Raw genomic sequence first — 8,018 nt, forward strand, 5'->3', positions numbered from 1 at the left:
CCCCCCGGGGGGGCCCGGCTCGGCCCCGGGCCCCCCCCGCCGGCACCCGGCCGCGCCGCCCCCGGGGGGCCCCCCCGCGCCGAGTGGGTCGGACGATGCACCGGGAGTATCGGTGGACAGCGAACGAATCGAAGCCACCGCAGACCGCCTCGCCGACGCCGACCGACCGCTCCTGCTCGTCGGCGGCGGCGCGTCGGGGGCCGCCGAACACGCCCGGAACCTCGTCGAGACGACCGGCGCGCCGGTCGTCTCGACTGTCGCCGGGAAGGGCGTCGTCTCCGAGGACCACCCGCTCTCGCTCGGCGCGACGCTGGCGAGCGAGTCGGTCGCGGAGTACGTCGAATCGCGCGACCTCGTGCTGGCGGTCGGCACCGAACTCAGCCCGCGCGAGATACGCGACATCGACCTGCCCGAGAATCTGATTCACATCGACATCGACTACCGGATGCTCGACAAGACGTACCCGACCGAAATCGGCATCGTCGCCGACGCGGAAGTCGCGCTCGCGGAACTGGTGGAGGAGGTCGATAGTCGGGGCGTCTACGTCGGCGACCACACCGACCGGGTCGCCGAACTCCGGGCCGACGCCGCGACGACCGACCGCGACGACCGCCACCGGATTCTCGACGCGCTCCGCGAGAGCCTCGACGACGACGCCGTGGTGGTCAACGACATGACCAAACTCTGTTACGAGGCGATGGGCGAACTCCCGATATACGAACCCGACACCTTCCTCTTCCCGCGGGGGTACGGCACGCTCGGATTCAGTCCGCCCACGGCGTACGGCGCGGCGGTCGGCAACCCCGACCGACAGGTGGTGGCGCTCGTCGGCGACGGCGGCTTCCTGTTCACCGTCCAAGACCTCGCCACCGCGGTCAAGTACGACCTCGGGCTTCCGGTCGTGGTCGTCAACGACGAGTGCTACGGGGTCGTGGACGACGTTCAACAACGCGACTACGGACGGACAATCGGCACCGACATCGAGAACCCCGACTTCGTCGCGACCGCAGAGGCGTTCGGCGCGGCGGCCGAGCGACTCGACGTTGCCGACATCGAGACCGAACTCCCCGCCGCGCTCGACGACGCGTTCGCGCGCGACCGCCCGACGCTCATCGAGATACCGGTCGATTTCTAACCACGGAGGACCCACGTTACACATGACTAACGACGACCGAACCGGCGCGTTCGACCACCTGTTCACCGACGCGGTCCGCGAGGGACTCGGCGAGGACGGCTACGGGAGTTGGCGCGCCATCGACGCCCCCGACGCGGTGTCGCTGAGCTTCGGCTTCCCGTACCCCGAATCGTTCCCGAACGACGAGCTCGTCGCGGCCGCCGAAGCCGTCTTCGAGGAGGAGGGCGACCGCGCGCTCCAGTACGGCGGCGGCGACTACAGCGACCGACTCGCGGAACTGGTGGCCGAGCGCGAGCGCAAACGCGGCATCGACTGCGACGGCGACGACGTAGTGCTGACCAACGGCTCGACCCACGCCATCGACGTGGTGTGTCACACCTTCCTCGAACACGGCGACGAGGTGTTCGTGGAGGCCCCGACGTTCATGGGCGCGCTCAAACTGTTCGCGAACTACGGCGTCGAGATTACCGGCTTCGAGAACGATGCCGACGGTCTCGACGTGGACGCCGTGGCGGCCGAACTCGAATCCCGCGCCGCCGAGGGCCGACCCCTCCCGAAGCTCCTCTACACGATTCCGACGTTCCAGAATCCGAGCGGGACCACCCTCTCGCGCGACCGGCGCGAGCGCCTGCTCGACCTCGCGGCGGAGTACGACTTCCTCGTGCTCGAAGACGACGCCTACGGCGAACTCCGGTACTTCGGCGACGACGTGCCGACGCTCGCGGAACTCGACGAGACCGGGCGCGTCGTCCGGGTCAACACCCTCTCGAAGACCGTCGCGCCGGGCGTCCGGACCGGGTGGATTCTCGCCGACGACGAGATACTCGACACGGTCGGACGGATGTGCGCCGGAGGGACGAACACGTTCACCCAGAGCGTCCTCGGGCGCTACTTCGCGGAGGGAACGTACGAGCGGAACCTCGCCGAGTTCCGCGAGAACTACGCCGAGCGGTGCACCCACATGCTCGACTGTCTCGACGAACACATGCCTGAATCCGCCGAGTGGACCGACCCCGACGGCGGCTTTTTCGTGTGGGTCGAACTCCCCGAGGACATCGACGCCGAGGAACTGCTCCCCGCGGCGGCCGACGAGGGCGTGACCTACCTCCCGGGCGAGATGTTCTTCCCGGACGACCGGGGCGCGAACTGCGTGCGACTCTCGTTCAGCCACGTCTCGTTTGAGGAGATGGACCGCGCAGTCGCGGCGCTCGCGCGCGCGACTCGGTCGGCGATGGCTGACTGAGAGACGCGAGAAAAGGCGGAACTCAGCCCCGGAGGGCCTCGACCGGTTCGGCTTTCGCGGCCTTCCACGCCGGGTAGAGGCCGCCGACGATGCTCGCGCTCACACCGAACCCGAACCCGAGGACGGCGTACCGGAGCGCCTCGCCGCTGAACGCGAGCGGGTCGCCCAAGAGCGCGCCGTTGATGAGCGCGCCCACCGCGAAGCTGAATAGTGTCCCGAGAACCGCGCCCGTGAGTCCGAGGAGCGCGGCCTCCGCAAGCATGATTCGGAGCACGTCCATCCGGTGGTAGCCGACCGCCCGGAGGACGCCGATTTCCTGCTTGCGCTCGATGACGCTCATCAGCATGACGTTGGTGATGCTGACCCCCGCCACGACCAGCGAGATGGCCCCGATGCCGATGAGGAACAGATTGATTTGGCGGAACGCCTGATTGATTTGGTCGGAGACGTCCGCACGCTCGAACACGTTGATAACGTCCTCGCGACCGTTGAACGTCTCGCGGATTTCCATCGCAGTCGCGTTGGCCTCGGTCGCGCCGGACGTCTGGACGATTATCTGCGTGTACCCGTCGGTGTCGAGCTGTTCTGCAGGCAACACGACCGCGTTGTTGGGGCGAGCGGGCGAGGCCTGTCCTTCGTCTTTGAGGATGGCCTGCACGCGGTACGTCTCGGTCACCGTGACCTGCTCGCCGTCGCGGGTGGTCGTCCGTTCGAGTTCGAGTTTGTTTCCGGGTTCGAGGTCGTTACGGTCGGCGAGCGTCTGGCCGACGAGCGCGCCCTTCCGCCAGTTGCCGGGAATCGACCCGGCGTGAACTTCGTAGAGGTCGTCGGGTTCGACCACGCCGTACATCGTGACCGAATCACCTCCATCGACCATCTGCATCTGACGCTGTTTCAGCGGAACGGTGCTGTCGGCCCCCGCGATTCGTTCGAGAGCCGCGAGGTCGTTTTCGGTGATGTAGCTCGGGTCCTTCTCGCCGGTCGCCGAAAGCTGGAGGTCGCTCCCGATTTCGCCGATGGTGTCCAACTGCGCGTCCTTGAACGCGACGCCGAACATCCCGAGCGACGAGATTGCGACCACGCCGATGACGATAGCGAGAATCGCGAGCGCCGTCCGCGTTCGCGCACGCGAGAGATTTCGACGCGCCATCAGGAACGTCGGCACGCGCCGCCAGAGCCACTCAAACACGAGTGTCACCCCCCGACCGTTCGGAACCGCCCTCTCCGCTCACGATTCGGCCGTCGATGAGTTCCACCACGCGGTCGGCGTAGTCGGCCACGTAGTCGTCGTGCGTGACCGTGACGACCGCCACGTCCTCGTTGCAGATGTTCCCGAACTCGTCGAGGATGACGTCGCCCGTCTCGCGGTCGAGATTGCCAGTCGGTTCGTCGGCGAGCAAGAGGTCGGGGTCGTTTATCAGCGACCGGGCGATGGCGACCCGCTGTTTCTGGCCGCCCGAAAGCTCGTCGGGATAGTGGTCGGTCCGGTCGCCGAGACCCATGCGTTCGAGGAGCTCGGTCGCCCGGCGCGTGGTCTCTTTCGGTTCGCCAGCGAGGAGTCGGGGGACCTCGACGTTCTCGCGCGCGGTCAGGGTCGGCACGAGGAAGAAACTCTGGAAGACGAACCCGATGGTCTCGCTCCGGCGGTCGGTCCGCTCCTTCGTCGTCATCTCCGCCACGTCCGCGCCGTCGAGTTCGACGATACCGCTCGTCGGCGTGTCGAGCAGGCCGAGGATGTTGAGGAGCGTGGACTTCCCGCTCCCGCTCGGCCCGACGATGGAGACGAACTCCCCGCGCTCGACCGCGAAGTCGATGCCCTTGAGCGCGCGGACCGTCTCGCCGCCCGTGACGTACTCCTTGACGACGTCGGTTCCTGTAATCAGTGACATGTTACCGACGGAACCACCAGACGCCGCCGACGAGCGCGACGAGCGCGAGTCCGCCGAGTGCCACGAACGGGAGCGGGCCGCCACTCGATTGGGACTCCTCGGAGTCGTCCGAAGCGGGGCCGACATCGACCATCTCCGTCCGGGTAATCGTCACGTCGTCGACGACGTAGCTCACTTCGAGCGGAACGCTCGTTCGGTTGTTCGAGAGCCGAGCGTTCACGTCGAACGTGACGAAGTCGCTCGACTCGACCGTGCCGACGAAGTACTCGGGTTGGGGCTGGGCGCTCGTGACGTCCTCGGCGTCGGCGACGCTGACGAGGACGCTCTCGACCTCCTCGCCGCCGCGGTTCACGGCGCTCCCCGAGAGCGCGACCGTGTCGCCGCTCCGCTCGATGCTCACGCCGGTCAGCGAGACGTTACCGGGGTTGTCGGGTTCGGTGAAGTCGGCCCGGACCGTCTGATTGATTTGGCGCTTGATGCCGTCGTCACCGGTGTAGACCAGCGTGAGATTCACGGGGTACGTGCCGGGGTCGGTGGCCTTCGCGCGGAACGAGAACGTCCGCTCCGAACTCCCTTCGAGCGAGGGGACAACGCGCTGATTCTCTCGGATGGTGACGTCGTCGCTCGCGGCTTCGAGCGACATCTGCCTGACCGCGCTGTCCATCCCGTTCGAGACAGTGACGTTGAGCGACCGCCACGCGTCGGCGACCGCCGATTCGGTTTCGACGGACACCTGCGGCCGGTCGCTCGGCTGGTTCGGAACCGTGAAGTCGGCATCGAGCGTCCGGGTCATCGTTCGCGGTTCGCCGTCGTCGGTCGTGTACGAGAGCGTCACCTTGACCGGATGACGGGCCGACTCGGTCGCGTCGCCCGTGAACGAAAACGAGGTCTCCGACCCGCTTTCGAGTCGCGCGCGGACCTTCGAACTGTCGTCGAACGAGACGTCGTCACTTTCGAGTTCGACTGACAATCCCCGAATGGCGTCGCTCCGACCGTTCGAGACGTTCACCCGCATGTCCCGAGATTCGCCCGGGACGCTGGGTTCGGTGTCGAGTTCTAGCTGCGGATGTTCGCCGTTCACTCGGAGAGTCACGGGGTGGACGAGTCGCTGCTCGTCGCCGTCCGGACTCCGGAGCAGGACGTGAACGTAGAGGTCGTGGCGTCCGGTCTCGTTGAGCGTCACGTCGACCGACCGTCGGGTGGTCTCACCGGGGTCCACCGACCGGAGGCCGGTCGAGCGACTATCTATCAAGTCCGAGTTCTCGGACTCATCTTCGCGAACCTCGATTTTCCGGACGTTGTAGGTCGTATCGGAGGGTTCGGCGTTGGAGACTGTAGCGGTTATTTGGAACGGCTGTTCGGGCGTCGGGAACGCCGGTGCATCGACGGAGACCGAGACGAAGTCTCCGTCGGCGGCGGCGACGCCTGCGGTCGCCGGGGCCACTGTGGAAACGAGGACGAGCGCCGCGAGAAGCGCGGGGAGGGTCGTTCGTGTCATGTCTGAAATTGTATCATTTGTTTCGGTTCTCGACACCACGTGTCATCGGGCGAGAGTGTCGAGGAACGTTCACATCGAACTGCTCAGGGTAATCAAATAACGATTACGATACGAAATCCGGTCCGAGAGCGGCGGTGTGCGGTCGGGAGGCGAGATTTGTCGAACCGCCTCGGGCGCGCTAATCGCCGGGGTACGCCTGCTTGAACGGCCGCGGCGGTAACAGGAGGTCTTCGAGTTCCGGCATGTGCTTGACGTTGTAGATGACCTTGAGTTCGTCCGTGACCGGGGTCCCGTTGCACGAGAGTCGGACGTCCCGGTCCATCATCTCGGCCGGGAGGACGTGATTCCCCGGCATCGAAAGCTCCCCCTCGAACAGAACGATTGCGCAGTTCGCGCACGCGCCGCCGCGGCACGCGAACGGCCACGCGAACCCGCGATTCTCGGCCGCCTCCAGTAGCGACTCGGTCGGGTCGGCCTCGAACCGGCCGAAGTCGGTGGCATCGAGGTCTGCGGCCGCCGCCTTCTCGAAGAGGTCGTCGTCGGTGGTCTCCCACCCGTAGTCAGTGAGCACGTCGTAGTTCAGGTACGTGACCTCCGAGCGCGGGTCGGTGTCGGCGTCGCCGTCGCCATCGCCGCTTTCGTCCGCGTCTCGGTCGTCGGCGTGCGTCGCGTCGCGCGCCGGGGGACCGGTCGTCGTGCCAGCCTTGAGTTGCTCGTAGGCGTCCCTGACCGCGCGAAATTCTTCAGCCGAACCGCCGTGGTCGGGGTGGGCCTCCTTCACCCGTTCTCGATACGCGCGCCTGAGTTCGTCGTCGTCCGGGTCGGCGTCGAGACCCAGCACGGCGAGCGGGGAGTCCATTACCGTTGTCTAGCGAGAAGGACGCCATAAGCCATGCGGCACCGCGCGTATTTTCCGTCGTTCCGCGCCCGCGTTCGCGCGACGAATCCGAACCGTAAAAGCCGCCGAATCGAGAGAGACGGTATGGAAGTTCTCGGCCGACTGCTCGCACTACTCGCGATACTCCTGGCCGGGACCGGTCTGCGCACGACCGGGATTCTCGACGAGACGCGGACCGCTCGGCTGAACGCCGTCGCTTACTACGTCGCGCTCCCCGCGCTCATCTTCGTCTCGACGTACGACCAGTCGATAGCGGAACTGCTCTCCCCGACCCTCCTCACGGGTCTGCTGGTCGTTCTGTCCGCGACCGCGGCGCTCGGATGGGCAATCCACCGAAACCGCTCGTCGGGGGCGCGCCGGAGCGTCGCAATCGTCCAGTCGTACCACTCGAATCTCGGCTACCTCGGTCTCCCGCTCGTCGCCGCGACGTTCGACGCCCGCGTCACCGCGATTGCGAGCGTGATTCTCGGCGTGCTCTCGCTGACGCAAGTGCCGCTGACGGTCGTCGTTCTCACCGCCATCAACGACGCCGATTCCCCGCTCGGACACGAACTGAAACAGCTCGCGACGAACCCCGTGCTGGTGACGCTGGTCGCGGGCCTCGCCATCGGGTCGGCACAGGTCGGAGTTCCGTCGCCAGTCGCCAACAGCCTCGACGCGGTCGGTTCGCTCGCGCTTCCGCTCGCGCTCCTCTGCGTCGGGGCGTCGCTCCAAGTCGAGCTTCCATCGGTGGATTTCGGGGCGACCGCCTCAGTCGTCGCGCTCAAAATCGGCGCGATGCCCGCGCTCGCGTGGGTCGTCTTCTCGGTCCTGCCCGTCGATTCCGCGACGTTCACGGCGAGCGTCGTCATGCTCGGCACGCCGACGGCGGTCTCGACGTTCGTGTTTGCGAGCGAACTCGGCGGCGACGAGACGTTCGCGTCGCTGAACGTCTTCGCCACGACGCTCGCGTCCATCGGCACGCTGTTCGTCCTGATTTCGCTGGTGGGGTAGCGGCGGTCGGCGATACCGTCCCATAGGCGAACTGTCCTCGGCCACCTCGGCGAGCGGGCGGCGTCAGCCGCCCGCTCGCCCGAGTCAAGACTCGAAAGCGGTCAAAATACGTTTCGCGTGTGCTCGACTCGTCTGGTGAGCCGAGGCTACTGTGATGAGCCGAGGGAGCGAGAGCTATTGCTGTGCGATAGCAGTGGCTCTCGAATAATAAATGAACGAACCCCACACAGCGCGATGCTGTGTGGGGTGTGGTATGAATGGGTAGGCGGCGAACCGGTGTTTCCAGAGGCTCGCGCACTCCAGTACTGGCCGGAACGCAGGCGGGCTTAACTTCCGTGTTCGGGATGGGTACGGGTGGTGCC

At 66.5% G+C, this 8,018-nt stretch carries 7 protein-coding genes and 1 rRNA gene; 3 read left to right on the top strand and 5 right to left on the bottom strand.

The genetic code is table 11. The features are described 5' to 3' along the window. The first annotated feature begins 112 nt into the window (after positions 1–112). Both EKH81_RS19430 and EKH81_RS15690 read left to right on the top strand, forming a co-directional pair. The gene (locus tag EKH81_RS19430; RefSeq protein WP_202935173.1) at positions 113–1,135 is read left to right on the top strand and encodes a thiamine pyrophosphate-binding protein; all 1,023 of its coding nucleotides are present in this window, start codon (positions 113–115) and stop codon (positions 1,133–1,135) included. A 22-nt stretch (positions 1,136–1,157) separates the two neighbouring features. Beyond that, the gene (locus EKH81_RS15690; RefSeq protein ID WP_132061563.1) at positions 1,158–2,378 is read left to right on the top strand and encodes an aminotransferase-like domain-containing protein; all 1,221 of its coding nucleotides are present in this window, start codon (positions 1,158–1,160) and stop codon (positions 2,376–2,378) included. A gap of 22 nt (positions 2,379–2,400) precedes the next feature. Here the strand turns inward: EKH81_RS15690 and EKH81_RS15695 are convergent, their stop codons facing one another. The 4 genes from EKH81_RS15695 to fer all read right to left on the bottom strand — a co-directional run bounded on the left by EKH81_RS15695 (position 2,401) and on the right by fer (position 6,624). Next, positions 2,401–3,576: an ABC transporter permease gene (locus EKH81_RS15695; RefSeq protein ID WP_132061566.1), complete on the bottom strand. Its 1,176-nt coding sequence runs from the start codon at positions 3,574–3,576 to the stop codon at positions 2,401–2,403. Next, entirely contained in the window at positions 3,560–4,267 is a 708-nt protein-coding gene (locus tag EKH81_RS15700) for an ABC transporter ATP-binding protein (RefSeq protein ID WP_132061569.1), read from the bottom strand. Before EKH81_RS15700 ends, EKH81_RS15695 begins: the two co-directional genes overlap by 17 nt. Position 4,268: 1 nt before the next feature. Next, complete coding sequence (locus EKH81_RS15705; RefSeq protein WP_132061572.1) at positions 4,269–5,765, bottom strand: COG1361 family protein; 1,497 nt, start codon at positions 5,763–5,765, stop codon at positions 4,269–4,271. A gap of 178 nt (positions 5,766–5,943) precedes the next feature. Beyond that, positions 5,944–6,624 carry a ferredoxin Fer gene (fer, locus tag EKH81_RS15710; RefSeq protein ID WP_132061575.1) on the bottom strand — a complete coding sequence of 227 codons (681 nt, stop codon included), beginning with the start codon at positions 6,622–6,624 and terminating at the stop codon, positions 5,944–5,946. A 123-nt stretch (positions 6,625–6,747) separates the two neighbouring features. Here fer and EKH81_RS15715 point away from each other — a divergent pair, with 123 nt between their 5' ends. After that, positions 6,748–7,656: an AEC family transporter gene (locus tag EKH81_RS15715; RefSeq protein WP_132061578.1), complete on the top strand. Its 909-nt coding sequence runs from the start codon at positions 6,748–6,750 to the stop codon at positions 7,654–7,656. A gap of 260 nt (positions 7,657–7,916) precedes the next feature. On the opposite strand, the gene rrf is transcribed toward EKH81_RS15715, so the two are convergent. Continuing rightward, positions 7,917–8,018 (bottom strand): 5S ribosomal RNA (gene rrf, locus EKH81_RS15720); the annotation flags it as partial.

This window comes from Halorussus amylolyticus, assembly GCF_004143485.2.
In the GTDB taxonomy this organism is placed as follows: domain Archaea; phylum Halobacteriota; class Halobacteria; order Halobacteriales; family Haladaptataceae; genus Halorussus; species Halorussus amylolyticus.